20 protein-coding genes and 1 tRNA gene are annotated in these 23,739 nt (G+C 63.6%); 11 read left to right on the top strand and 10 right to left on the bottom strand.

Translation table 11 applies throughout. The annotated features are described in order from the left end of the window. Positions 1–25 precede the first annotated feature (25 nt). The 3 genes from ACR65T_RS03910 to ACR65T_RS03920 all read left to right on the top strand — a co-directional run bounded on the left by ACR65T_RS03910 (position 26) and on the right by ACR65T_RS03920 (position 2,744). Positions 26–577 (top strand): L,D-transpeptidase, encoded by a 552-nt coding sequence (locus tag ACR65T_RS03910; RefSeq protein WP_434495259.1) that lies wholly within the window; start codon positions 26–28, stop codon positions 575–577. A gap of 245 nt (positions 578–822) precedes the next feature. Next, a complete protein-coding gene (locus tag ACR65T_RS03915; RefSeq protein WP_434495260.1) occupies positions 823–1,818 on the top strand; it encodes a hypothetical protein in 996 nt (331 codons plus the stop codon). After that, positions 1,815–2,744 carry a DUF1624 domain-containing protein gene (locus ACR65T_RS03920; RefSeq protein WP_434495261.1) on the top strand — a complete coding sequence of 310 codons (930 nt, stop codon included), beginning with the start codon at positions 1,815–1,817 and terminating at the stop codon, positions 2,742–2,744. Before ACR65T_RS03915 ends, ACR65T_RS03920 begins: the two co-directional genes overlap by 4 nt. A gap of 71 nt (positions 2,745–2,815) precedes the next feature. Here ACR65T_RS03920 and trpB read toward each other — a convergent pair whose 3' ends face one another. The 5 genes from trpB to ACR65T_RS03945 form a co-directional block, all read right to left on the bottom strand. After that, positions 2,816–4,054, bottom strand: coding sequence for a tryptophan synthase subunit beta (gene trpB / locus ACR65T_RS03925; protein WP_434495262.1), 1,239 nt, complete (start codon positions 4,052–4,054; stop codon positions 2,816–2,818). 187 nt (positions 4,055–4,241) lie between these two features. Beyond that, positions 4,242–4,883: a phosphoribosylanthranilate isomerase gene (locus ACR65T_RS03930; protein ID WP_434495263.1), complete on the bottom strand. Its 642-nt coding sequence runs from the start codon at positions 4,881–4,883 to the stop codon at positions 4,242–4,244. Positions 4,884–5,013: 130 nt separating this feature from the next. Then, on the bottom strand, positions 5,014–6,426 hold the full coding sequence (locus ACR65T_RS03935) for a mannose-1-phosphate guanylyltransferase/mannose-6-phosphate isomerase (RefSeq protein WP_434495264.1): 1,413 nt from the start codon (positions 6,424–6,426) through the stop codon (positions 5,014–5,016). 104 nt (positions 6,427–6,530) lie between these two features. Then, complete coding sequence (locus tag ACR65T_RS03940) at positions 6,531–9,692, bottom strand: helicase-related protein (protein ID WP_434495265.1); 3,162 nt, start codon at positions 9,690–9,692, stop codon at positions 6,531–6,533. A gap of 730 nt (positions 9,693–10,422) precedes the next feature. Continuing rightward, positions 10,423–10,496 (bottom strand) — tRNA-Gly (locus ACR65T_RS03945). Positions 10,497–10,659: 163 nt separating this feature from the next. Here ACR65T_RS03945 and ACR65T_RS03950 point away from each other — a divergent pair. Beyond that, positions 10,660–11,028 (top strand): TIGR02300 family protein, encoded by a 369-nt coding sequence (locus ACR65T_RS03950; RefSeq protein ID WP_434495266.1) that lies wholly within the window; start codon positions 10,660–10,662, stop codon positions 11,026–11,028. A gap of 82 nt (positions 11,029–11,110) precedes the next feature. On the opposite strand, the gene ACR65T_RS03955 is transcribed toward ACR65T_RS03950, so the two are convergent. After that, positions 11,111–11,518 (bottom strand): MucR family transcriptional regulator, encoded by a 408-nt coding sequence (locus tag ACR65T_RS03955; protein WP_196400156.1) that lies wholly within the window; start codon positions 11,516–11,518, stop codon positions 11,111–11,113. Between the two features lie 287 nt (positions 11,519–11,805). Between ACR65T_RS03955 and acuI the strand changes: the two genes are divergently transcribed. Further along, entirely contained in the window at positions 11,806–12,807 is a 1,002-nt protein-coding gene (acuI, locus tag ACR65T_RS03960) for an acrylyl-CoA reductase (NADPH) (protein WP_434495267.1), read from the top strand. A 265-nt stretch (positions 12,808–13,072) separates the two neighbouring features. Continuing rightward, positions 13,073–13,540 (top strand): transcription elongation factor GreA, encoded by a 468-nt coding sequence (gene greA, locus ACR65T_RS03965; RefSeq protein ID WP_434495268.1) that lies wholly within the window; start codon positions 13,073–13,075, stop codon positions 13,538–13,540. Between the two features lie 39 nt (positions 13,541–13,579). Here the strand turns inward: greA and ACR65T_RS03970 are convergent, their stop codons facing one another. After that, a complete protein-coding gene (locus ACR65T_RS03970; RefSeq protein WP_434495269.1) occupies positions 13,580–14,347 on the bottom strand; it encodes an AAA family ATPase in 768 nt (255 codons plus the stop codon). A gap of 230 nt (positions 14,348–14,577) precedes the next feature. On the opposite strand from ACR65T_RS03970, the gene ACR65T_RS03975 reads away from it, so the two are divergent. From ACR65T_RS03975 to ACR65T_RS03990, 4 genes are all read left to right on the top strand, one after another. Next, positions 14,578–15,888, top strand: a complete 1,311-nt coding sequence (locus ACR65T_RS03975) for a replication-associated recombination protein A (protein ID WP_434495270.1) — start codon at positions 14,578–14,580, stop codon at positions 15,886–15,888. Positions 15,889–16,104: 216 nt separating this feature from the next. Continuing rightward, positions 16,105–17,304, top strand: coding sequence for an efflux RND transporter periplasmic adaptor subunit (locus tag ACR65T_RS03980; protein ID WP_434495271.1), 1,200 nt, complete (start codon positions 16,105–16,107; stop codon positions 17,302–17,304). A gap of 88 nt (positions 17,305–17,392) precedes the next feature. Then, positions 17,393–20,608: an efflux RND transporter permease subunit gene (locus ACR65T_RS03985; RefSeq protein WP_434495272.1), complete on the top strand. Its 3,216-nt coding sequence runs from the start codon at positions 17,393–17,395 to the stop codon at positions 20,606–20,608. A gap of 9 nt (positions 20,609–20,617) precedes the next feature. Then, positions 20,618–22,018, top strand: a complete 1,401-nt coding sequence (locus ACR65T_RS03990; RefSeq protein ID WP_434495448.1) for a TolC family outer membrane protein — start codon at positions 20,618–20,620, stop codon at positions 22,016–22,018. Here ACR65T_RS03990 and ACR65T_RS03995 read toward each other — a convergent pair. After that, a complete protein-coding gene (locus ACR65T_RS03995) occupies positions 22,015–22,308 on the bottom strand; it encodes a hypothetical protein (RefSeq protein ID WP_434495273.1) in 294 nt (97 codons plus the stop codon). The genes ACR65T_RS03990 and ACR65T_RS03995 overlap by 4 nt on opposite strands. Here ACR65T_RS03995 and ACR65T_RS04000 point away from each other — a divergent pair. Beyond that, positions 22,307–22,705 (top strand): hypothetical protein, encoded by a 399-nt coding sequence (locus ACR65T_RS04000; RefSeq protein WP_434495274.1) that lies wholly within the window; start codon positions 22,307–22,309, stop codon positions 22,703–22,705. The genes ACR65T_RS03995 and ACR65T_RS04000 overlap by 2 nt on opposite strands. A gap of 67 nt (positions 22,706–22,772) precedes the next feature. On the opposite strand, the gene ACR65T_RS04005 is transcribed toward ACR65T_RS04000, so the two are convergent. Together ACR65T_RS04005 and ACR65T_RS04010 are read right to left on the bottom strand one after the other, a co-directional pair. Continuing rightward, a complete protein-coding gene (locus tag ACR65T_RS04005) occupies positions 22,773–23,012 on the bottom strand; it encodes a hypothetical protein (protein ID WP_434495275.1) in 240 nt (79 codons plus the stop codon). A 331-nt stretch (positions 23,013–23,343) separates the two neighbouring features. After that, positions 23,344–23,625 carry a hypothetical protein gene (locus ACR65T_RS04010; protein ID WP_434495276.1) on the bottom strand — a complete coding sequence of 94 codons (282 nt, stop codon included), beginning with the start codon at positions 23,623–23,625 and terminating at the stop codon, positions 23,344–23,346. Positions 23,626–23,739: the final 114 nt, after the last annotated feature.

The following is a 23,739-nucleotide window of genomic DNA, read 5'->3' on the forward strand; positions in this document are numbered from 1 at the left end:
CTGCGCGTTGGGTCAGGAGTCCGCTATGCGTTTTTCAGTCATCCTTCCCGCGACGGTTTCTCTGATCGCCGGCCTCGGCGCGGCGAACGCCACCACACACATCCACATCAATCTTTCGACGCAGACCATGCATGTCCAGTCTTCGTCCGGCAGCTATTCGTGGCCGGTGTCGACGGCCCGCGCTGGCTATTCTACGCCCCGCGGCTCATTTGCGCCGACCGGCATGCAGCCCATGCATTATTCGCGCAAATATCACATGTCGCCAATGCCCCACTCGATCTTCTTCCGCGGCGGCTATGCGATTCATGGCTCCTATGCGACGGGGATGCTCGGCCAGCCGGCGTCGCATGGTTGCGTTCGCTTGTCGCCCGGCCACGCCGCGATGCTGTATCAAATGGTCCAGAGCGAAGGCGGCCGCATTTCCATCACCGGCGCGCCGCCACGGAACCATTACTATGCCCGCGCCGGGCGCGGCGGCGGCGTCCACTATGCGTCCTCGCGCGGCCGTTCTTATTATGGCTCGGGCTACGCAGTCGCCAATCCTTTCGCCGCCCTCTTTGGCGGCGGCCTGTTCTGAACGCCAGGCGCTTCCCGATCACATCGAATCATATGATCGATAAGGAATCGCTCAAAATCAAAATCTTGGAGCAGGTTCTCATCGAAAAAGTCCGTCAACTTTTTCGGAGCCTGCTCTAAGCCTGTCCTCGCCGGGCGGGCTCACTCCTTGATTTCGCCTTTTGCGCCCCGTTAGTGCATCGCGACGCTTGCCGCGCGCTTCCTTTGCGCGCGATAAGGAGTTCAAAAGCAACAGGGAATCTCCGCTTGACGACATTCGATCGCCGCCGCTTTCTTTTGGGAGCCGGCGGCTTGGGGGCTGGGGGCTTGGCCTTCGCCGGCTCAGCCTTGGCGGAGGCTCCGGAAGCGGCCGAAGAGTTGCAAGTTCGCGTCGAAAACAATTCGGCGCCGGAACTCTGCGCCGAGAAGGACAATATCGAACTCGACTTCATCTCCCCGCGCTTGCGCAGCCTGCAAATCCAGGCGGTCCATCCCTCCTACATCAACACCATCGCCTCGGACCGCTGGGCGCCCGACTGGTCGAGCTGCGACCTCAGGGTGGATCCCAAGGCGTTTTCGCAGGCGCGTCGCAAGACCTTTTGGGAGACGCCGGAATTCTGGCTGACGGGTTACACCTTTCCCTCCTTTTGGCGGCCTAACGACGTGCCGATCCGCATCGGCGATTCGGTCGAGAGAGGCTTCCATCTTATCCAGCTGTGGATGTGGTACCGCGAGCGCGCAGAGGAGATCATGGTGCTCTATCCGCCCGACGGCTATTGGCGGGCGCGGCCGCTGCCCTTCGAAGATATGCGCTGGACGGCCTACGGCTCGTCCTTTCTCGTCGGTCCCGTCGAAACTCAGGAGCGGCCCATCGTCGATCTCCAGGAAATCGTCTTCGAGCCGGAAACCCGCAGCTTCGTCCTCAAATTCCAGCGTGGCGGCGAAGGCCGCCTCTCGATCAAAAGCGTCGACCAGGACCGCTTAACGCTCGACGTCTCCTTCAGTCAGGCGATGCCCAATGGATTGCCCTTCGCGGCGCTGCGTTCGATGTACGCCATGGAGACGATGAGCGACGCCGCAATCGTCGCTTGGCGCAGCAAGCGCGGGAAGAGTTGGGAGGAAGCGCCCGTCATTCGCTTCCCTGGCGCCAGCGCGACAGAAGTGTGGGTCGGCCGCCATTTGCCGTCGCGCCACAATCTTTCGGCGCCCGACATGGTGTTTGGCAAATTCCAGGGCGCGCCGCCGGCGTCCGCGCGCCGATGAGTCAGGGCCGATGGTGGGCGCTCGACGCGGCGCGCGGGATCGCCGTCCTGGCGATGGTCGTTTTTCACGTCATCTGGGATCTCGCGCATTTCGGCTACGCGCCGGCCAATCTCCCCTGGTCGGCGCCCGTCAGGATCTTCGGCCATTCGATCGCCTTCGCCTTCCTGTTCATCGCCGGCGTCGCGCTGGTCCTGGCGAATCGCGATTCAATGCGCTGGCCGGCCTTCTGGCGCCGCTTCGCGCTCATCGGGGCGGCGGCGGCGCTGGTGACGGCCGGCACCTATGCGCTCTTTCCCAACGCTTTTGTGTTCTTCGGCATTCTGCATTGCATCGCGGTCGCCAGTCTCATCGCCGCGCCGTTGCTTTTCGCGCCATGGTCAGTCGCGTTCGCTTGCGGCGCCTTTTTCCTTCTCGGCGGGGCGTTCTTCGCGTCGTCCGCCTTCAATGCCGATTGGCTGCAATGGATCGGGCTTTCGACCAGCGAACCGATGACCCAGGACTGGCGTCCGCTCTTTCCCTGGGCCGGCGCGCTGCTTCTTGGCGTCGCCGCGGGAAAACTCGCTCTCCCCGTTTACGGGAAGAGGGCGGGCGCTAATCCTCGTCCCACAAGCGGCGAGAGGACGTGGTTGCCCTTCCTCGGCCGGCACAGCCTGCTCATCTATCTTGCGCATCAGCCGGCGCTCTTCGCGCTCCTTATGGGCCTCGCCTATCTCATTCCGCCCGCGGTCGACGCGACGGAATTCGTCGCCTCATGCGAAGCGCGCTGCATGGAGGACGGCGGAGAGGGAAAAATCTGCCACGACGCCTGCCAGTGCACGGCGCGGGAGACGATCCGCAGCAAGGCGCTCGCCGGCGTAACGGATGAGATCGAGCGCAGACGAAGGCTCAACGAGATCGCGCAAAAGTGCGTGGCGAACGGCAGATGAGCCTTGAATTGCCCTCATGCTGCTGAGGCGCCTTCCCTTCTCCCGCTTGCGGGAGAGGGTTCCCGCCCCCTTCACATCCCGCCGAGATGCTCGGCGACGGTGAAAATATCCTTGTCGCCGCGGCCGCACATATTCATCACCATCAGATGATCGCGCGGCTTCTGCGCCGCGAGTTCGAACACTTTCGCCAGCGCGTGAGAGGGCTCGAGCGCCGGGATGATCCCCTCGAGCTTCGAGCACAGCTGAAAGGCGTTGAGCGCCTCCTTGTCGGTGGCGTTCAGATATTTGACGCGGCCGATTTCATGCAGCCAGGAATGTTCGGGGCCGATGCCGGGGTAATCCAGTCCCGCCGAAATCGAATGGCCTTCGAGAATCTGGCCGTCGTCGTCCATCAACAAATAGGTGCGGTTGCCGTGCAGCACGCCTGGACGCCCGCCGGTGAGCGACGCCGCATGGCCGTTCGGCACATCGACGCCATGTCCCGCCGCCTCGACGCCGTAAATCTCGACGCTGGCGTCGTCGAGAAACGGATGAAACAGGCCGATGGCGTTGGAGCCGCCGCCGATGCAGGCGACGAGCGAATCGGGCAGGCGTCCTTCCATTTCCTGCATCTGCACGCGCGTTTCATTGCCGATGATCGACTGGAAGTCGCGCACCATCGCCGGATAGGGATGCGGCCCCGCCGCCGTGCCGATGCAGTAGAAAGTGTCGGCGACATTCGTCACCCAGTCGCGCAGCGCCTCGTTCATCGCATCTTTCAAGGTGCGGGCGCCCGATTGCACGGGAATGACTTCAGCGCCGAGCATCTTCATGCGGAAGACGTTGGGCTTCTGCCGCTCGACGTCGACGGCGCCCATATAGACGACGCAGTCGAGGCCGAAGCGCGCGCAGGCGGTGGCGGTGGCGACGCCATGCTGGCCGGCGCCCGTCTCGGCGATGATGCGCTTCTTGCCCATGCGCCGCGCCAGCAGAATCTGCCCGAGCACATTGTTGATCTTATGCGCGCCGGTGTGATTGAGCTCGTCGCGCTTGAAATAGACTTTGGCGCCTTTGCCCTCGCCCGCGCGCTCGCGCACATAGTCGGTGATACGCTCGGCGAAATAGAGCGGCGAGGGCCGCCCGACATAGTGCTTGTGGAGGCTCGTGAGTTCCTCGTGAAAGGCCGGATCGATCTTCGCCTTCTCGTACGCCTCTTCAAGATCGAGCACGAGCGGCATCAATGTTTCGGCGACGAAACGCCCGCCGAAAATGCCGAAGCGGCCGTTTTCATCCGGGCCGGCGCGGAAGGAATTGGGAATCGGCTGGTTCACGGGGGGCGTCCTCGCTCTGCGTCGCTACCCCCTCCCCAGCCCTCCCCCGCTGCGCGGGAGAGGGAGTCAGATACGGCGCGTCATCGAGTTTCCCGCAATGCGGCTCGTTAGCGTCCCCTCTCCCGCAGAGCGGGGGAGGGACAGGAGGGGGCGATCCGTCGGCGCAGTCTTAAACTGTCAAACGCCGCTATGAAAGCCGAGCGGCGGCCAGGAAGGCTGCAATCTTCGCCGCGTCCTTGACGCCGCGTTCGCGCTCGACGCCGGAAGAGACGTCCACCGCGCGGGCGCCGGTCAGGCGCATGGCTTCCGCCACATTCTCGGGCGTCAGTCCTCCCGAGAGCATCCAGTGTTTCGCGGCGACGCCGCGCAGCAGAGACCAGTCGAAAACGACGCCGGCGCCGCCGGGAACCGCCGCGTTCGGCGCGGGCTTGGCGTCAAACAGGATGACGTCGGCGATGTCTTCATAGGCGCGCGCCGCCTCGACATCGGCGGGCGTCGCGACGCCCGCCGCCTTGATGACCGGCAGGCCGAAGCGCGCCTTCACCTCGGCGACCCGCGCCGGCGTCTCATTTCCATGAAGCTGGAGATAGTCGGGCGCGAGCGCCTCGACGAGGTCTTGAAGCGCGGCGTCGTCGGCGTCGACGGTGAGCGCGACTTTGCTGACGCGCCCGCCGGCGAGGCGCCCGAGCGCGCGGGCGGTCTCAAGGTCGATATGGCGCGGGCTTTTCTCGAAGAAGACAAACCCCGCCATGTCCGCGCCGGCTCCGATCGCCGCGAGAAGCGTCTCGGGTGAGGAAAGGCCGCAGATTTTGACGATGGTTGACGACATTCCGTTCCGTAGACGAAGGTTTCCTCATCCTGAGGAGCGCCGAAGGCGCGTCTCGAAGGACGAGGAAACTGTCGGCGCCCTCGTGCTTCGAGACGGCTCCTTCGGAGCCTCCTCAGCATGAGGGCGCCTACTACCCTCGATTATAGGCGTCCTCGAAGCGGACGATATCGTCTTCGCCAAGATAGGAGCCGGTCTGCACTTCGATCAGCTCCAGATCGATCTTGCCGGGATTGGTCAGGCGGTGCTTGCTGCCGATCGGCAGGTAAATCGATTCGTTTTCGTGGACGAGATGGATTTCCTCGTCGCGGCCGACCTCCGCCGTGCCGCGCACGACGATCCAATGTTCGGCGCGGTGGAAATGCTTCTGCAGCGACAGGCGTTGGCCCGGCTTCACCACGATGCGTTTCACCTGATAGCGCTGGCCTTCGTCGATCCCTTGATAATAGCCCCACGGCCGAAAAATGCGCTTGTGCTCTCCCGCTTCGCGCCGGTTTTCGCTGCGCAGCTGCTCGACGAGCTGTTTGACCTGATCGCCATGCTCATGGCTGAGCACCAGCACGGCGTCCTGCGTCGTCACGACGATGATGTCGTCGACGCCGACGACGGTGGTCAGCGTGTCCTCGGAGCGCACATGGACGTTGCGGGCGTTCATGACGACGCCATGGCCGCGCACCGAATTGCCGTTTTCGTCGCGCTCCGACAATTCCCAAACGGCGCGCCAGGTGCCGACGTCGGACCAGCCGATGTCAGCCGGAATCAGCGCCGCTTTTTCGGTCTTTTCCATCACCGCGTAGTCGATCGATTTCTTTGGCGCATGCGCGAAGGCCTCGGCGTTCAAAATCATGAAGCCGAGGTCCTGGCGGGCCGCTTCGATCGCCGCTTCGGCGGCGGCGAAAATGCCGGGCTCGAATTGCGCAATCTCCGACTGCATGACGTCGGCGCGAAAGATGAAGTTGCCGCTGTTCCAGAAATAGCCGGCGTCGACATAGTCCTGCGCCGTTGCGCGGTCCGGCTTTTCGACGAAAGCGTCGAGCTTGTAGACCTCGCAACACGACTCGAGCGGCGCGCCGGGGCGTAGATAGCCGTAGCCGGTCGCGGGGCCGTCGGGCTTGACCCCCAGCGTGACGATATAGCCTTGGGCCGCCGCGACTCCCGCCCGCTTGCACAGCTCGACGAGGCCCGCCCTGTCGCGAACGACATGGTCGGCGGCGAGCACGACGACGACTGTGTCCGGCGCGCGGCGCGCCGCGAGGCCCGCCGCGACGGCGACCGCCGGACCCGAGTCGCGGCGCGACGGCTCGAGAACGACCTCGGCTTGCGCGCCGATCTCGCGCAGTTGGTCGGCGATGAGGAAGCGGTAGTCGAAATTAGAGATGACGATCGGCGTCTCGAACGCCGGGTCGGCCAGCATCGCCATCGTCGTCTGGAAGGTGGAGCGCTCGCCAATGAGCGGAATGAACTGCTTAGGAAGCGTCTCGCGCGACTCGGGCCACACCCGCGTCCCCGAGCCGCCGCACATAATAACGGGCAATATCTTCTTCATAAGCCCCTCTCGCACTCGGCCGCGCCCGCCCCCGGGCAGCAATAATTGTCCGCCCCACTATTGGCAATACGATGGCGAAGCTGAGGGCAGAAGCGCAAGCGCCGCTATTTGCCCTTCTTCTCAAGTTCGGCCTTGAGCGCCGCAAGCTTGGCGAAGGGCGAGTCCGGATCGGGCTGGCGCTCGCGCCGTTCCGGCGCGGCGAATCCTCCAGGGCGACGGGGGCGGGCGTCGTCGCGCGGCGGACGGCCCTCGACGCGGGACTTTCCGGAAGGACGCCCCTCCTTGCCTGGAGCGTTGCCGGGCCGCTGGTCGCGGCGCGGCGGCCGCTGCTGCTTGTTGTCCTCAGCGCCCTGACCGGGGGCTTGCCGATGCGCGCCGGCCTCGCGGCGCGGAGCGGAATGAACGTGGCGCTGCGGACGCCAGATCTCGATGGAGTCCGGCTCGGTCGGCGCGGCTTTGGCCGGCGCAGCCTCCGAGGCGGGCTCTTCCTGCGCTTGGGCCGCTGTCGCCTCTTCTTCGCGCGCCTCTGCGCCCGCTTCCACAGCGACGGACGTTGGCGCCTCTGTCGTCGGCCCTTCGGCCGCGAGCTCCTCTGCCGGCGCTTCCGGGGTGTCGGCCGGTTGCAGCGCGACAGCCGGGTCCGCTTCCGCGGCGGCCGGCGCCTCGGCGGCGGCGCTTTCGGCCGGAATATCCTCGCTCGCGGCTTCCGCTGGCTTGGTCGAGGTCCTCGGCGTCACAGGCGCCATCGCCGCCGCCGGCACAATCGCAACGGTAATGGCCGGCCCTGGACGCTGCGTCGAAGCATAGCCGAGCGACTTCAGGATCGAAGAAAAAGCCTCGCCGGAACAGCCCGTGAGCGAGGTCATCGCAACGGTGACGACGAAGCCGTCGGCGTCGGCCGCGCCGGGCGGCGGCTCGCCCGCGGTGAGCCCCGGACGGTAGGCGATCGCCGGCCGAATGAGATCGGCGAGACGTTCGAGAATATCGACGCGAACGACGCGCTCGCCGCAGACTCGAAAACCGGCGGCGCGATAAAAACCTTTCGGGATCGATGCGTCGGCGGCGAAGGAGGTGCGTCCCGAGGCCGCCAGATGCGGCACTTCTTCAAGCCCCTTCACGTTCTCGAGACCGCCGTGATGCAGCGCCCAAAGCAGCGCCGAAAGCGCGCGCGGCGCCGGCTTGAGAAGCGCGGGCGCATAGATGTGATAGGCCCCGAATCGCACGCCGAGCTTGCGCAGCGCGGCGCGGTCCTCCTGGGAGAAAGCCTTCACGTCCTTGGCGACGCGCGCGCGGTCGAGCACGCCCAATTCTTCGGCGAGCTGGAAGGCGACGCCGCGCGTCACCCCTTCCAAACCTTCGCCCTTCTCCAGCTGCTCGAGCGGCCCGAGCAGCTTCTTGACGTGTTGCGCGAGCCAGAGGTCGAGGCGCTGCTTGACCTTCTCCAGAGCCGGTCCTGTCAGCTGCTCGTCGGCAAGCACGCGCGTCGTCGGCGTCAGCACGCCGGCGCCGGAGGCGATTTTCCCCACAGGTTCGCCGAGCCAGCGAATCAGGCCGTCATTGCCGAGCGCGAAGGCGTCGTCGACCGCGTCGAACACGCGGGTCGCCCGCGCCTCGAATTCTCCAGCGAGCGCCTTCTGCGCCGCGGCGTTCAACGTCTTGGCCGCTTCGCCCGCCGCGCCGGGATCCGGCGTGAAGCGAAATCCCTGAAGGCTTCCGACGTGCTGGCCTTCGACCAGAACGTCGCCGGCGGCGTTGATTTCGGCTTCAAGCATTGCATTCTCTCTTAAGCGGCGCGCCAGCACGCTGGTGCGGCGGTCGACGAAACGCTGCGTCAGTCTGTCGTGCAACGCGTCGGATATGCTGTCCTCTACCCGACGCGCGACGCTCTGCCAATGCTGAGAGTCGTCGAGCCAGCCGGAACGGTTGGCGATAAAACTTGCGGTACGCACTTGCGCGAGTCGATTCGACAGCGTCGCGATGTCGCCGTCGATGCGGTCCACCGCTTCGATCTGCCGCGCCATCCAGTCCTCGGGGATCTTGCCGCGCCGGGCGATGAACGCGAATATCGCCAGCGCGAGCTCGGCGTGCGCGGCAGGCGAAGTCTTGCGGTAATCGGGGATTTGGCAGGCTTCCCAGAGCCGCGCGACATCGGCTGTCGTCTTGGCGTTGCGCCGCGCGATCTCGTCACGGCTCGCGGCCTCAAGCGCCCTTTGATCGTCTGCGACCCGGGCGCGCACCAGATCCGGATGCGCCGGGATCTGGTCGAGAGAATGCATCAGCGCGTCGATCGAAGAAAAATCGAGGGCGCTGTTGCGCCATTGCAGCGTCTTCACCGGATCGAAGCGGTGATCCTGTAAAGCGTCGATCAATTCCTCGTCGAAGGGCGGGCAGCGGCCGGTCGCGCCAAAAAAGCCGTCGCTCATATGGCGCCCCGCTCTGCCGGCGATCTGCCCGAATTCCGCCGGCGTCAGCCTGCGATGGCGCAATCCGTCGAACTTGCGATCGGACGCGAAGGCGACATGGTCGACGTCGAGATTGAGCCCCATGCCGATGGCGTCCGTCGCGACAATGTAATCGACGTCGCCGCGCTGATAGAGTTCGATCTGCGCGTTGCGCGTGCGCGGCGACAGGACGCCGAGCACGACGGCCGCCCCGCCGCGCTGGCGCTTGATCAGTTCCGCGATCGCATAAACCTCTTCGGCGGAAAAGGCGACGATGGCGCTGCGCGGCGGCAGCCTGGAGATCTTCTTGTCGCCGGCGAAGGAAAGTTTTGAAAGCCTCGGGCGGGTAAAGATCGGCGCGCCGGGAAAGAGTTCTGTAACGAGCGGCGCCATCGTCGCGGCGCCGATCAGGAGAGTCTCCTGGCGTCCGCGCCAGTGGAGTAGACGGTCGGCGAAAATGTGGCCGCGGTCGAGATCGGCGGCGAGCTGGATCTCGTCGATCGCGACGAAATCCGCCTGGACGTCGCGCGGCATCGCTTCAACCGTCGCGACCCAATAGGGCGGCGCGCGGGGCTTAATCTTTTCCTCGCCGGTGACGAGCGCGACATTGTCCACGCCGACGCGTTCGGCGACACGATTATAGACCTCACGAGCGAGCAGGCGCAGAGGCAGCCCAATGACGCCGGAGGGAAAGGACAACATACGCTCGATGGCGTGATGCGTCTTGCCGGTGTTGGTGGGGCCGAGCACCGCCGCCACCCCCCTGTCGAACGGCCTTGCGCGGGGGGCGGCGCGGCTCGCCGGGTAAGTCGGCGCGACTGTCATGTTTTTCTTTGCTGCCTGACGCGCGCCGCGGCGCGCCTTCGTTTCATATCGAAACTTCGAGCAGGGCGCGACTTTACCTTCTGAACAGCCTGGGAACGAATCGCGCCCGAATCGCTGACTCTCGCCGAGTCACGCTCTGTTCCAACAATATATGGACGCGCGGCCAAATCGAAACGCCAGAAGTTGCGAGAACGGCTCGTCGATGGCGTCGCGCGCGCTTTTGGCGAAGGGGCTGCCGGCGGACTCTTTTCGGCGCTTCTGTCAACGGCCAAGATTAGGCAGTTCGGCGGCTTGCGGTTAAGCTTTGGGATCAATCGGGAACGCAGCAGGCACGAATCAGCGTTCGATCTCAGTTGGCGTTGCGTTCCGTAGAATTTGAGCGACCCTCGAGCGCCTCATCCGCTGCGTCGACATGAGGAACGCGGCGCATACATACAAGAATGCTTAACGCCGCGTCCTTCTCTGGGACGCTTGGACGAGGCGGCGCGACGTTCGCGCGCGTGGCTTCTCGACGTTGCGGCGGCTTTGCGCGGCGCGCCTCTATGCGTAATTGGTAAACGCCAAGGTCGATTCGCGTGTTTGGCGAGACTCTAAAAACGGAGCGAACCGGTGATGCGCGAACGGGAATACCGAGGCCGGAGGAGGCCGCCGCATTGGGCAAGGCGCGGCCGAACGCAAACGAACAGGCGGGCCGCAATCGCTCGCGCTGGGGAAAGCTCATCGGAAGCGCTGGAGCGGGTGAAGGGAATCGAACCCTCGTATTCAGCTTGGAAGGCTGCTGCTCTACCATTGAGCTACACCCGCGTGAGGGTGATTCTATGCCAATCTGCGCGGCGCTTGGCAATGGGCGCGCAGACAATGCATTTCCCATTTGACAGCGACGCGGGACGCCACTAACCGGAGCGCCCACACAGTCTCTCAATACAGGCGGGGCGTTGCCACGCTGCTTCTCGAGGACCAATCGACCGTGGCAAAACCCGAACTCGGCGCCAAACGCCAATGTCAGTCCTGCGGGACGAAGTTTTACGACTTTAACAAGGACCCGATCGCCTGTCCGAAATGCGGCGCGGTTTATCAGATTGTGGCGCTGACGCGAGCGGCGGCGCGCGCGCAACAAGCTGAAGAAGAGAGCGAACTCGAAAAGGAGAACCCTGAAACGGTGTCGCTCGAAGAAGTCGAGGAGACGGAGGCCGTGGCGGAATCGATCGATGCCGAAGATGATGTGGAGATCGAGGGAGACGACGCCGAAGACGACACCTTCCTCGAAGAGGAAGAGTCCGACGACGATGTCTCCGGATTGATCGACGGCGACATTGAAACTGACGAAGAGACCTGAACCGTCGGGGCGTCACTGACCTGGCGCGACAGCGCCGCGCGGCTTTCAGGTCAATTGGAGAAGGCGGCCGTTTGGCCGCCCTTTATTTGCCGCGACGTCGGCGCTGCTGGCCGAGCCCCATCTGCTTGGCGAGATTAGACCGCGCCTTGGCGTAGTTGGGCGCAACCATCGGATAGTCGGCCGGAAGGCCCCACTTCTCGCGATAGTCTTCGGGCGACAGCCCATATTGCGTGCGCAGATGGCGCTTCAGCGACTTGAACTTCTTCCCGTCCTCAAGGCAGATGATGTAATCATTGGTCACCGAACGCTTGACGGGAATCGCCGGTTTCGGCGGCTCGGCGGGCGCCGCCGCGGAGCCCACGCCAACGCGCAACAGGGCGCTGTAGACTTCGCTGATAAGCCCAGGCAACTCTCCGGCGGGAACGGAGTTGTTGCTCACATAGGCGGAGACGATGTCAGCCGCGAGTTCAATGTTGTTGGCTTGATTCATCGGATTGCTCACCACTTCCTGTTGAGACGGACGCCGCCCCCGCCGCCCTTGATCAATGCTTTGATGCATAGAATCGTCGCCCTGCCGTTACTTGTTGACTGACTAACAGAATAGTGCGACTGCATCAAGAAATATTATGCACTATTGGCGCCGCCCAATTCTGCATAGTTGATCAATCAGAATTTCGGGCTTTACGGCCGTGACGGCCTCATGTTTTCTTTTTTTTGTCTTTTTTTCTCCGCGAAAAAGCGCTGGTTTGGCGCTGCCAACGGCGGAGGCGCGGCCATATGACTGACTTCAGAGCCATTCGCATCGACAAGGACAATGACGGCCAACACGCCGATTACGTCATCATGCGCGAGCGCGACCTGATGGAGGGCGATGTCGACGTTGACGTCGCTTTCTCGGCGATCAACTACAAGGACGGTCTCGCCGTCGCCGGCAAGGGACCGGTGGTGCGTCGCTTCCCGATGATCCCCGGCGTCGACCTCGCGGGTCGCGTCACGCGCTCCACGCATCCGGAATTTGCGTCAGGCGACATTGTGGTCGCGACGGCGTGCGGCCTGGGCGAAGCGCATTATGGAGGCTTTGCGGAAAAGGCGCGGCTGTCGGGCGATTGGCTCGCGAAACTGCCGCCGCCGCTGACGCCGGCGCGCGCCATGGCGGTTGGCACCGCGGGACTGACCGCCATGTTCTGCGTGCTTGCGCTTGAGCGCCATGGCGCCCGGCCCGAGGACGGGCTCGCGGTGGTGACGGGCGCGACGGGGGGCGTCGGCTCTTTCGCCGTCGCATTGCTCGCCAAGGCTGGCTGGCGCGTGGCCGCCGTCACCGGACATGCGAGCGAAGACGCCTATCTCAAACGCCTGGGCGCGTCCGAAATCATCGGCCGCAACGAATTGTCCGCTCCAGGAAAGCCGCTGCAAAAGCAGCGCTTCGCCGTCGGCGTCGATACTGTCGGCGGCGTCACGCTCGCCAATCTTCTTGCGCAGACGCGCTTCGATGGCGCCGTCGCCGCCTGCGGCAATGTCGCCGGCATGGAGCTTCCGGCGACTGTCGCGCCTTTCATTCTGCGCGGCGTCTCGCTGCTCGGCGTCGAAAGCGTGCGCCCGCGCATCGGGCTGCGGCGGGCGGCATGGGCCCGAATTGCGCGGGACCTCGATTCCTCCGCGATCGACGCCATGAGCGAAATCATTTCCTTCGACGCGGCGCTGGATCGGGCCCGCTCGATCGTTGGAGGAAAGATTCGCGGACGCGTCGTCATCGATATGGGCCTGCATCTTCCGCTCTAAGATGCAGGTTGGCAGGATCGTCGCGCAAACGACGAGGACCGCCCGTGTCGCGACCGCCCCTGCCGCCAACCGCGACGCAGAAACCTCGGTCTTTGAGCAGCCAAGCTAAGCCTTCGTAAGCGCGCGCGAATCGTCGCATTGCGGCGTCAATTTCTCGACAAGCGCGCTCGTCTCGGCTCTAATGCCCACGACGGCCCGCTTGGGCCGATTATTTTTGTTGAGGACGCTCGCCGCATCGGCGCGGCGAACCAAAGGTCAAAAGCGCATGAGTTCGGCTTTTACGAAAGAACAGAACGACGACAATCCGCGCGAGGACCTGCCTGACCGGCCGGTCAGTCCGCATCGCAATCTGGTCACGCCCGAGGGCCTCGAACAGATTGAAGCCGAGCTTGCGCGCCTGCAGAAGGAAATCGAACGCGCGACGGCGAGCGAAGACAATCACGCGCTCGCGCTGGCGCAACGCGATCTGCGCTATTGGTCGGCGCGTCGCGCCAGCGCCGAAGTCATCCGGGCGATCGCCGATCATTCGCATGTGCGGTTCGGCCATCGCGTCGTCGTCGAACTCGAGGACGGCGAACGTCGCAGTTTCCGGCTCGTCGGCGAAGACGAAGCCGATCCGACGAAGGGGCTCATTCCCTATGTCGCTCCGCTCGCAAAGGCGCTGACGGGCAAGTCCGTCGGCGACAAGGCGGAGGTCATCCACCACAGCGCGCGAATCGTGGAGATCGGTTAGCGCCCTGCTCTTGCGCGGCGCGGTTCGCTCAGTTGACGATCAGGCGGCGTTCCTGACCGCCTTCGTCGGCTTCGCTGGCGCCGTCTTGGCCGCGCTGGCCGATTTTTTCAATCTGCGCTTGATCGAGGCCCAAAGCTCCCGCATCTCCTCCGCCGCGACGCCATCGGGGTTATATTCGCCGACCCCGCGCCCGAGCCGCGCCGCTTCCTGATAATCGACGCGCGACGAAACGAGCGGCGCGAGAAGACCGCCCATCGCCTGCAGCGCCTTGGCCCCGAGTTCGACGCGCGCGCTCTGTTGCGCGGGCGGACATTGGTTGAGCAGAAAGGCGTAATCCTTGCCTTTCTCCTTCACGCGCATACGCGTGATTTCCGACGCCCAGAGATCGAAGGCGTTGGGACGCGCCGGAATGACGCAAAGATCCGCGGCGCGCACGGCCGCCGAAAAATAGTCGCCCTCCTGGCCCGGCGCATCAATAATGGCGAGCGTCACGCCCTTTGCGGCGAGCGCGGCAAGCGCCTTGCTCAGCTTCGACGGCGGCACGTGTTCGACGGCGATGTCCGCGGCGCCGCGCGCGCGCGACCAATTGACCAGGGTTTGCAGCGGGTCGAGATCGATGATGAACACGCGTTCCCCAGCCTGGCGCGCGGCGACGGCGACGCTGCTGGCGAGCGTGCTCTTGCCGGCGCCGCCCTTCTGGGTGACGAAAGCGATTTTGCGCATGTGCGACGGTCCAGTTTTGTAATTGATGTCGACGCTTTGCACGCGAAGCTTAACGAAGGAGATTCCCGCCACGAATTCATTCACGGAATCGTAATACTTGCGGCAAGGTTAATCGGCGGTTAACGGCCCCGCTTCAGTAGTCGAGAAGCCGATCGGGACAGTCTTCGATGCTGCGATGACTGACCATCAAACTCGGGAGCCGGGCGTCCGAGCCATCCACGGCGCATGTTCCGCCACGTTTGCGGCGCGCTCCCCTTTTCTTCGGCTCCAGAGATTCTCGCAAGCGAGCCGCCTCGCTATGTTAATCAGTAACGATGTCCGATCTGTTCCAAGCCGCGAAGCTCGAAGACGACGCGCCGCGCCCGCTCGCCGACCGGCTGCGGCCGACGCGTCTCGATGAGGTGGCGGGACAGGATCATCTGCTGGGACCCGAGGGCGCGCTGACCCGGCTCGTCCGCGCCGGCGCGCTCGGCTCGCTCATCTTCTGGGGTCCCCCCGGCACCGGCAAAACCACGGTCGCGCGGCTTCTCGCGCATGAAACCAAGCTCGCCTTTGTGCAGATTTCGGCGATCTTTTCCGGCGTCGCCGATTTGAAAAAGACGTTCGAGGCGGCGCGCGCCAGACGCGCCGCAGGCCAGGGGACCTTGCTCTTCGTCGACGAGATTCACCGCTTCAATCGCGCGCAGCAGGATTCCTTCCTGCCGGTGATGGAGGACGGCACGATCACGCTCATCGGCGCAACGACGGAAAACCCCTCCTTTGAGCTTAACGCCGCGCTGCTCTCACGCGCGCGCGTGATGACCTTCAAGGCGCTCGACGAAGCGGCGATTGAACAACTGCTCAAACGCGCCGAAAACGCCGAAGGCAAGCCGCTGCCGCTCGAACCCGACGCGCGCGCCGCGCTTGTCGGCATGGCCGATGGCGATGGCCGCGCGGCGTTGACGCTCGCCGAGGAAATCTGGCGCGCCGCGAAGCCCGGCGAGATCTTCGATCGGACGGGGCTCGTCGACATCGTGCAGCGTCGCGCGCCGATCTACGACAAGGCGCAGGAAGGCCACTACAATCTCATCAGCGCATTGCACAAATGCGTCCGCGGTTCGGACCCGGACGCCGCGCTCTACTACCTCGCGCGCATGCTCGCCGCCGGAGAAGATCCGCTGTTTCTCGCACGCCGCATCGTGCGCATGGCGGTCGAAGACATCGGCCTGGCCGATCCGCAGGCGCTCGTCGTCGCCAACGCCGCCAAGGACGCCTATGATTTCCTCGGCAGCCCCGAGGGCGAACTCGCGCTGGCGCAGGCCGTCATCTATGTGGCGACCGCGCCCAAATCCAACGCGGCCTATGTCGCCTTCAAGCGCGCGCAGCGCGTCGCGGAGGAGAAGGGCTCGCTGATGCCGCCCAAGGTCATCCTCAACGCGCCGACCAAAATGATGCGCGACGAGGGCTATGGCGCGGGCTACGACTATGATCATGATTCGCCTGAGGCCTTCTCGGGCCAGAACTACTGGCCTGATTCGCTCCCGCGGCAGAAGTTCTACAGACCGGTCGAGCGCGGGTTTGAGCGCGAGATCGCCAAGCGCATCGACTATTGGGATCGACTGCGCAAAGAGCGCGGCGATTCATAAATGTGGTCGTGGCCGGGCTTTTCTTTTTAAAAACTGCGGCAAGTGCGAAAGAGCCGCGAACCGCCGCATGGACCAGGTCATCCAACTCCTTTAAAGAAAGATGAATCAAGGCCGGACGCGCGATATCCCCCCACTTGCGCCGCGGCGGCCAATGGCTCGAGCGGCGCGCCAATGCTACGCCCTTCAGACCGCTCGTGACGGAGCTGACTCGCGATCATGACCCGTTATAGGTCCGTTCTGGTTCTTGCCGTTCTCGCGAGCCTGGCGATTGGCGCCGCGCTACCGGCGCTCTTCAGCGCCATGCGCAGCCGCGTCGCGCCTGAAAGCCAAAGCGAGGCGATCCAGCCCGAGTCCGCCGACGGCGAAGTCCGGCTTTCGGCCGCTCAGATCGAAGCCTCCAAGATCGCAACGGCGACGGTCGGCCCTGGCGTCGTTACGCGCCGGATCACGGCGCCTGCCGCCATCAAACCCGATCCGGACAAAATCGCGCGCGTCGCCGCCAAGGTCGCAGGCGTCGTCGAAGAACTGCGCAAGCGGCTCGGCGACAATGTCGTGCGCGGCGAAACCATCGCGATCATCGACTCGCGCGAAGTGGCGGAGGCGAAGAGCGAATACCTCGCGGCGCTGGCGAATTTCGATCTTCAGAACGTGCTCTTTCAGCGCGAAAAAGGTCTCTTTGAAAAGAAAATCACCGCCGAACAACTGTTCCTGAAAGCCAAAGCGGTGTTCATGGAAGCGAAAGTCAAGCTCGATCTGGCGCGGCAGAAACTCGCCGCGCTCGACATGAGCGAGCAGGAAATCGCCGCCCTGCCCTCGCAGCCGATCGCCGATCTTCGCCGCAAGGAGATTCGCGCCCCAATCTCCGGGCGCGTCATCGAGCGTATGGTCAGCATCGGCCAGCCGGTCGGCGGCGAAGGCCAAGCGAAGGAACTCTATGTCATCTCCGATCTCTCGGCCGTCGAGGCCGAGATCGCGGTGCCCGCCGCCGATCTTGGTCTTCTGCGCGACGGACAGGGGGTGCGGATTCAAAACGCCGAAGGGCGCGTCTTCGAAGGCAAGATCACTTACGTGAATGCGATGATCACGAAGGAAACGCGCACCGGAAACGTCCGTGCGGGCTTCGCCAATCCGGATTTCTCGCTGCGTCCCGGCAGCCTCCTGGAGGCGGAAATTTCCCTCAAAGAGGCGCGGGTGAAGCTCAAAATTCCGCGCTCGGCGGTGATGATCATCGACGGCAAGCCCAACGTCTTCGTTCGCACGCCAGAGGGCTTTACCAAGCGCGACGTCGAACTTGGACGGGGAGACGATAACTCGGTTGAAGTCGTCTCCGGATTGCAGCAGGGAGAGCAGATCGCCGTCTCCAATGTCTTTCTGCTGAAGGCGGAGCTCGGCAAGCAGAGCATTCCGGAGGAATGATGCAAGTCGGCGGCTTTCCTTCCTCGACGTCATGGACGACGCTTCGACTCCGCCCCCAAACTGTCGCCCTGAGCGCTAGCGGCCGCCGATGATCAAGAATCTCATCGCCTTCTCGGTCCGAAGCCGTTGGCTCGTGGTGTTGTTGACGGCGCTCGTCGTCCCGCTTGGCGTCTGGTCGCTGATGCGATTGCCGATCGACGCGGTGCCGGACATCACGAACAATCAGGTGCAGATCAACGCTTTCGCGCCGGCGCTTTCGGCCTTCGAGATCGAGAAACAGGTCACCTATCCCATCGAGAACGCCATCGCGGGAATTCCGGGGCTCGAATATACCCGCTCGCTTTCGCGCAACGGCTTCGCGCAGGTCACCGCCGTCTTCGCCGATGGCGTCGACATTTATTTCGCGCGCCAGCAGGTCGGCGAACGCCTGACGCTCGCCAAGGAGATTTTTCCGCCTGGCGTCGAATCGCATATGGGCCCGGTCGCCACGGGCCTTTCCGAAATCTATATGTGGTCGGTCGACTACGCCCCGCGAGCTCGCGAGAAACCGGCGGCAGATGGGAAGCCTGGCTGGCAGCGCAACGGCGATTATCTCACGCCGGAAGGGCAGAGGCTGCGCAACTTACTCGAACGCACCGCCTATCTGCGCACCGTGCAGGATTGGATCATCAAGCCGCAGTTGCGCACCGTGCCGGGAGTCGCCGGCGTCGACTCGCTTGGCGGCTACATTAAGGAATATCACGTTCAGCCAGACCCAGCGAAGATCTTCGCTCTCGGACTGTCTTTCGCCGATCTCGCCGGCATTATCGAACGCAACAATATCAGCCGGGGCGCGGGGTATGTCGAACGCAACGGCGAGGGTCTCGTCGTGCGCAGCCCGGGACGGCTCGAGTCGATCGATGACATCGCCAAAGTCGTCGTATCGACGCGTGGCGGCACGCCGGTGCGACTCGAAGACATCGCGGAGGTGGGCGTCGGACGCGAGCTGCGCATGGGCAGCGCCAGCATGAATGGCGAAGAGGTGGTGATCGGCACCGCGCTGATGCTGATCGGCGCCAACAGTCGCGAAGTCTCGAGCGCCGTCAATGCGAAGATGGACGAGATCCGCCGGCTGCTGCCGCCCGGCGTTGAAGTGCGCACGATCTTGAACCGCACCGTGCTCGTCAACGCCACGATCACCACCGTCGCCAAGAATCTCGTCGAGGGCGCGGCGCTCGTCATCCTCGTGCTCTTCGTCATGCTCGGCAATTTCCGCGCGGCGCTCGTGACGGCGATGGTCATACCGCTGACGATGCTGCTGCTGGGCGTCGGCATGCATGTCGGAAAGATCAGCGCCAATCTGATGAGTCTCGGCGCACTCGATTTCGGATTGATCGCCGACGGCGCGATCATCGTCACCGAGAACTGCTTGCGTCGCCTGACGCAGCGTCAGAACGCCCTGGGCCGCACGCTCACGCTGGAGGAACGGCTGACGACGGTCATCGACTCGGCGGTCGAGATGCGGCGGCCGACGGTCTACGGCCAGGCGATCATCATTCTCGTCTATGTGCCGATTCTGACCTTTTCCGGAGTCGAAGGGAAGATGTTCCATCCGATGGCGATGACCGTCATCATGGCGCTCGCGTCCGAATTCGTTCTGTCGCTGACATTCTTTCCCGCGATGATCGCGCTCGCGCTTTCTGGCCGCGTGCGCGAATCCGAAAACATCGTCGTCGAAGGGCTCAAGCGCGCCTATGAGCCGATGTTGAAATGGGCGATGGCCGCGCCTTTGAAGCCGATCGCGCTCGGCGCGGGCGCCTTCATTCTCGCGGCGGGTCTCTATCTGACGTTGGGCGAAGAATTCGTTCCGACGCTCGACGAAAAAAACCTCGCCATGCAGGCGAATCGCATCCCCAGCGCGTCGCTGACGCAAGCGCAGGCGATGCAATTCGACATCGAACGCGCGCTGCGCAGCTTTCCAGAGGTCGACTACGTCTTCTCCAAAACCGGCACGGCCGAGATCGCAACCGATCCAATGCCGCCGAACCTGACCGATACTTTCATTATGCTGAAGCCGCGCGACAAATGGCCCGACGCAGGCCTCGACAAGGCGGCGCTGATCGAAAAGATGGAGGCGCGGCTCGCGCAACTGCCAGGCAACGCCTATGAATTCTCGCAGCCTATCCAGCTGCGCTTCAATGAACTGCTCGCCGGCGTGCGCGGCGACATCGCCGTCAAAGTGTTCGGCGAAAATTTTGACGTGATGTTGAAGGCGGCCAATCAGATCGCCGGCGTTCTCAATACGGTCAAAGGCGCGAGCGATGTAAAGGTCGAACAGGTGGTTGGCCTCCCGATCCTCGACATCGCCGTCGATAAGGCCGCAATCGCGCGCCTTGGCCTCAGCGTCGCCGCGGTGCAGGACGTGATCGGCGCGGCGATCGGCGGGCAAAGAGCTGGAGTGGTGTTCGAGGGCGACCGCCGCTTCCCCATTGTCGTTCGTCTGCAGGACAATTTGCGCGAGGACGCGCAGGCTTTGGAGTCGATTCCGGTCGCGCTTCCCTCGGCGGCGGGCAATACGCCCGTCGTGCTGCTGAAGCAGGTGGCGAAATTCTCCATCCTGGACGGCCAGAACCAGATTTCGCGGGAAAACGGCCATCGCCGCGTCGTGGTCAGCGCCAATGTGCGCGGGCGCGACATTGCGTCGGTGGTCGAAGAAGCGCGCGCAAAGATCGAGAAAAAGGTGATCCTGCCGCCCGGCTACTGGATTGCCTGGGGCGGGCAATTCGAAAATCTCGCGGCGGCCCGGGCGCGTTTGATGATCGTCGTGCCGGCCTGCTTCTTCTTAATCTTTCTGCTGCTCTACTCGGCGCTCGGCGCAACGCGCGACGCGCTGCTGGTGTTCACCGCGGTGCCGCTGGCGCTTTCCGGCGGCGTCGCCGCGCTATGGCTGCGCGGCATGCCCATGTCCGTCTCGGCCGCGGTCGGCTTCATCGCGCTCTCTGGCGTCGCTGTGCTCAACGGCCTCGTCATGCGCACCTATATTTCGCAGTTGATCGCAGGCGACATGCCCGAGCGCCAGGCGATCTTCAAAGGCGCGATGACGCGGCTGCGCCCTGTCGTGATGACGGCCCTCGTCGCGTCGCTCGGCTTCCTGCCGATGGCGCTTGCGACGGGCACCGGCGCCGAAGTGCAAAAGCCGATCGCGACGGTCGTCATCGGCGGCCTGATCAGCGCCACGGCGCTGACTCTTGTGGTCCTGCCCGCGCTTTACGCATTCTTCTGTCGTTCGCCAGAGTCGACTACCGTGCAGCAAAGCGGGGGTTGACCGGTGAGCATGCGCGGCGTCGCCTCGGTCCTGATCTGCTTCATTCTGAGCGGCGGCGCGACGCATGCGGAAACCTTGATGGGCGCGATGCGTCGCGCCTATAACGCCAATCCGCAGCTCAACGCCAGCAGAGCCGAACTGCGCGCCATCGACGAAAGAGTGCCGCAAGCGGAGGCCGGCATGCGGCCGCGCGTGAGCGGCGACGGCTATCTCGGCGTGCAGCGCAATCGCCTGATCACGCAGCAACACGACGTCTATTTGAACGATCCTACCCAATCCGACTATTCAAAGAGCATTCAGAACGGCAAGAGCATTCCGCGCGCCGCGACGCTGACGTTCGAACAACCGATCTTCGACGGCTTCAAGACGCAAAACCAGACGCGTGCGGCGGAATCGGGCGTCTTCGCCGGACGCGAACGGCTGCGCCTGACGGAACAGCGCATATTATTCGACGCCGTCACCGCCTATATGGACGTGCTGCGCGACACCGCGTCGCTTAGACTTCAGGAAAGCAATGTTTCGGTCCTGAAGGAGCAATTGCGTCAGACGCGCGAGCGCTATCAATACGGGCAGATCACCCAGACCGATGTCGCGCAGGCCGAGGCGCGGCTCGCCGGCGGAAAATCCCTTGCCGGCGCGGCGCGCGCCACGCTTGACGCCAGCATCGGCGTCTATCGCAAGACGGTCGGCGTCGAGCCGACGAAGCTCGCGCCGGGCGCGCCGATCGATCGCTTGTTGCCGAAGTCGCGCGAGGAAGCGGAGCGCATCGCGCAGACCGAACATCCCTTCATTCTCGCCGCGCTGCATGACGCCGACGCCGCCGACCTTGACATCAAGGCGCTCGAGGCGGATTTCATGCCAAAATTTTCAATCGTCGGCGATATTTTTACGCAAACCGATCTTGCCGGCATCGGCAACCGCAACGTCGGCGCCAAAATCCTCGGGCATCTCAATGTGCCAATCTACGAAGGCGGACTGACCTCCTCGCGCGTGCGGCAGGCCAAGGAGACCGCCGGCCAGCGCCGGCTCACCGCCGATGTTGCGCGCGCCGAAGTTCTCTCGCTGGTGCGCACCTATTGGGGGGCGCTGCAGGCGGCCAAAACCCAGATCGCCGCGGCGCAAACCCAGATCGCCGCCGCGGAGCGCGCGCTCTACGGCGTGCGCGAAGAAGCCAAGGCCGGCCAGCGAACGACGCTTGAAATCTTGAACGCCCAACAGGAGCTGCTTTACGCGCGCATCGCGCTCCTCATCGCGCAGCGCGACCGCGTCGTCGCCTCCTATGCGGTGCTCTCTTCGCTCGGGCGGCTTTCTTCGGGCTGGCTCGGTCTTACGCCCGGCGGCTATGATCCGGCGATCCACTTCGAGCAGGTGAAGGATCTCTGGGGCGACCCGACCACGCCCGACCGCTAGAGCATGTTGCAAAAAAGTTGACGGATTTTTTCGATGAGAACCTGCTCCAGCATTTTGATTTTGGGCGATTCCTTATCGATCATAGGATTCCATGTGATCGGGAGGCGCTCTAGGATTTGAGACGCGCCGCGATGCTGCGATAAGATGCTATAGTTTAAAAAAGACGCGCCGCCGGGCGCTAAATCATAAAGGCTAAGGGGAGAGGACATCATGCGAGGCGCTTTCATCACATTCGCCGCTGCGATGCTGCTGGCGTTGCTTTCGGCGATCCCGGCAAACGCTTTTTGCATGTTCGGCTGCAATCCAACCGAAGCGCATGCGCGGCAGATTTTCGAGAATTTGCTGAAGCAGCGCGTCGACAAGCCGTTCAAGATCGTCGAATTCAAACAGACGATGGCCGAGCGTCTCGAGATGCACGCCACCGGAGAAAAGGGCTACGAGATCTTCTTCAATGCGCGGGTCGAGTTCCCGGAAGGCGCCAATCTCGAATGCAAGCCCGAGGCCGGAAAATTTCCCGAAGGCTGTTCGTCGAGCAGTCATTATGTGACTGCGCCGCGCAGTTCCGATCCGCCGGGCAAGCAATATATCGCGCCTGGGTCGACGATTCTGTTCGACGAGGAATATCGCTTTTATGAAGCGGGCAGCGGCTGGAAAGGCCCAGACGGCAACGTCTATACGGCGGACTGACCAAAAAAACGGGCGCGCAGTAAATGCGCGCCCCGTCTAAACCCGACCTCGCTCGCGAGGCTCGGCCTTATTGGTCTTTGGTGTTCTGCGGGCAGCCGCAGGCGGCGTCGCAGGCCTTCTTATTGGCGCGGACTTCTGTCTGGTTGGCGCCATAATTCATCTTGCGGGCGAGGTACTCGTCCTCGCATTTTTCAGCGCATTTGGCCTGCTTGTCTTCGTCCGCATTGTGGACGTCGCAATCCGCGAATGCCGGGCTGATCATGCCGGCGACAAGGAGAGCCGCCGTCATAATGGCGTATTTGTTCATTTGGTCGTTTCCTTCACTTGCCCGTTGGGCGTCTAGACTGCGCTTGCGCTCGACCCCTCCCGCCATGGAACAGCAACGGCGTCACATAACGCAATAAGCGGCCGGACGATGTCGTATGTGGCCGCCCATGTCAATTGCGCGTCACGGGCGCGACGTCTTGAGTCGCTTCGTCGTCGGGCGGCGCGGTTCACGAAAAGCTTATTGTTTCCACGTTCTTGATGAACACGAAAACGCGGCGCGACTGCTGACTTCCGTTTGATCGGCGCAATGCGAAAAAGGGCGCGCGATCACGCGCGCGCCCTTACGTGTCGGGCTGAGACTGATAAGAGTCTTAAAGGCCCTTCGAGTTCTCCGAGCAACCGCACTTGTCGTCGCACGCTTTCTTGGCGGACTTGATCTTGCTCATGTCCGCCGTCCAGCCTTGCTGGTCCTTGAGATAGGCGTCCTCGCACTTGCTGGCGCAAACGGCCTGATCGTCCTCGGCGTGCGTGTCGCAGCTGATGCGCGTCGCCGGGTTCGGAGCGCGCAGACCAACGCCGGCGTCGAAGGCGAACGACGGCGCGGTCGTCGCCAGGAACAGGGCGGCGACGGCCGTAAGGGCGTATTTATTCATATGTTGATTTCCTCTTCTTCGCGTCGTGAGTTTTTTGTTTTTGTAGAGCGCTGCGTTGAACACATTGAGATCCGCAACGGCTCGAATTCAACGCAAAGCGCCGGCAACGCTGTC

The organism is Methylocystis sp. (assembly GCF_051061285.1).
In the GTDB taxonomy this organism is placed as follows: domain Bacteria; phylum Pseudomonadota; class Alphaproteobacteria; order Rhizobiales; family Beijerinckiaceae; genus Methylocystis.

Bases quoted from the DNA above. Each gene is read 5' to 3' on its own strand.
- ACR65T_RS03910 (WP_434495259.1), top strand. From the start codon at position 26: ATGCGTTTTTCAGTCATCCTTCCCGCGACGGTTTCTCTGATCGCCGGC.
- ACR65T_RS03985 (WP_434495272.1), top strand. From the start codon at position 17,393: ATGATCAAGAATCTCATCGCCTTCTCGGTCCGAAGCCGTTGGCTCGTG.
- ACR65T_RS04000 (WP_434495274.1), top strand. From the start codon at position 22,307: ATGTTCGGCTGCAATCCAACCGAAGCGCATGCGCGGCAGATTTTCGAG.
- ACR65T_RS03995 (WP_434495273.1), bottom strand. From the start codon at position 22,308: ATGCAAAAAGCGTTTGCCGGGATCGCCGAAAGCAACGCCAGCAGCATC.
- ACR65T_RS03930 (WP_434495263.1), bottom strand. From the start codon at position 4,883: ATGTCGTCAACCATCGTCAAAATCTGCGGCCTTTCCTCACCCGAGACG.
- ACR65T_RS03975 (WP_434495270.1), top strand. From the start codon at position 14,578: ATGTCCGATCTGTTCCAAGCCGCGAAGCTCGAAGACGACGCGCCGCGC.
- greA (WP_434495268.1), top strand. From the start codon at position 13,073: ATGAGTTCGGCTTTTACGAAAGAACAGAACGACGACAATCCGCGCGAG.
- ACR65T_RS03990 (WP_434495448.1), top strand. From the start codon at position 20,618: ATGCGCGGCGTCGCCTCGGTCCTGATCTGCTTCATTCTGAGCGGCGGC.
- ACR65T_RS04010 (WP_434495276.1), bottom strand. From the start codon at position 23,625: ATGAATAAATACGCCCTTACGGCCGTCGCCGCCCTGTTCCTGGCGACG.
- ACR65T_RS03920 (WP_434495261.1), top strand. From the start codon at position 1,815: ATGAGTCAGGGCCGATGGTGGGCGCTCGACGCGGCGCGCGGGATCGCC.
- ACR65T_RS04005 (WP_434495275.1), bottom strand. From the start codon at position 23,012: ATGAACAAATACGCCATTATGACGGCGGCTCTCCTTGTCGCCGGCATG.
- acuI (WP_434495267.1), top strand. From the start codon at position 11,806: ATGACTGACTTCAGAGCCATTCGCATCGACAAGGACAATGACGGCCAA.
- ACR65T_RS03935 (WP_434495264.1), bottom strand. From the start codon at position 6,426: ATGAAGAAGATATTGCCCGTTATTATGTGCGGCGGCTCGGGGACGCGG.
- ACR65T_RS03980 (WP_434495271.1), top strand. From the start codon at position 16,105: ATGACCCGTTATAGGTCCGTTCTGGTTCTTGCCGTTCTCGCGAGCCTG.
- ACR65T_RS03955 (WP_196400156.1), bottom strand. From the start codon at position 11,518: ATGAATCAAGCCAACAACATTGAACTCGCGGCTGACATCGTCTCCGCC.
- ACR65T_RS03940 (WP_434495265.1), bottom strand. From the start codon at position 9,692: ATGACAGTCGCGCCGACTTACCCGGCGAGCCGCGCCGCCCCCCGCGCA.